The following is a 1,071-nucleotide window of genomic DNA, read 5'->3' on the forward strand; positions in this document are numbered from 1 at the left end:
ATTAATTTAACCAAGCTGATTTCTCTGCGGACAAATCCTGCGGATTTATCCACGCCGAAATCATAGCCAAACCGTTGTAAAACATTCTAAAACAAAGTATAGTGGAGAAACCAATATTTGATTTATTAATTGAAATAAGTAAAAATGATTTTATTGACAATGAAGATAAGTCGAATATAACTACTAGAGATAAATTAATTAATAGAGCAGAAAAACAAAGACAATTAGATTATTTATTAAGCGAAGGTTTAGTTTCCAGAACAAATGAAATTTATATAATTACTGAATATGGTTATCATATAGCGCAATTTAATAGTTGGAAAGAATATTTATCGCATAAAAAAGCATTAATTCAAAGGCAATTAAAGAAAGAGAAGTATGATTTATATATTTCTTGGTTTCAGTCTAAAACTGGATGGTTTCCTTATTTAGTTTCTATAATCGGAGTTGTTATTTCACTTTACGCATTAAAAAACTCTAAAGAAAAGTCTCTTGAAAAATTACAAACAACCCATAAAGAGACAGCGAATAAGCAATTAAAAGATATAGATTCATCCACCAAAAATATTCAGAATGAAAAGGCTGTAGATATGGATACCTTTCGTTTAAATCATCAAAAAAACACAAAATCTGACTGACCTTACTCTTGCGTGTATTCGGATTTTTTAAACTCATAACTTAAATATTAAAACATGAAAACAATAGACTTGAACCATCAAGGAAAAACAACAACTATTTTTGTAGATAAAATATGTTACATAAAAGAGAAAAATTCAGCAGAAACAATTATTTCGTTTGGTAAAGAACATTATGTTACAGCTAAAATTTCTTATAAAGATTTAATAGAAAAAATTAGTCGACTTTAGATACTCTCCCAAGAGATCCTAGCGCTTCTTCAATAGCCCATTTAGCCTCATTGTAAGTTAGTCCTTTTAGTATCTCTAAAATCTTATCTGAATAGTCAATTTCATCACCCATAATAAAAACGTTTTACAACAAAGAACTGAGTTAAAAAGCAAACAATTTTAAGCTAATTTAGACATAAAGTTCTCATCATAAGGCAATCCACTT

2 protein-coding genes are annotated in these 1,071 nt (G+C 28.1%); both read left to right on the forward strand.

The features are described 5' to 3' along the window. Positions 1-101 precede the first annotated feature (101 nt). Entirely contained in the window at positions 102-638 is a 537-nt protein-coding gene (locus tag ICJ85_RS16100; protein ID WP_188224820.1) for a hypothetical protein, read from the forward strand. A gap of 54 nt (positions 639-692) precedes the next feature. Continuing rightward, positions 693-866, forward strand: coding sequence for a hypothetical protein (locus tag ICJ85_RS16105; protein WP_188224821.1), 174 nt, complete (start codon positions 693-695; stop codon positions 864-866). Positions 867-1,071: the final 205 nt, after the last annotated feature.

It is taken from the genome of Aestuariibaculum marinum (assembly GCF_014596975.1).
GTDB classification, from domain to species: domain Bacteria; phylum Bacteroidota; class Bacteroidia; order Flavobacteriales; family Flavobacteriaceae; genus Aestuariibaculum; species Aestuariibaculum marinum.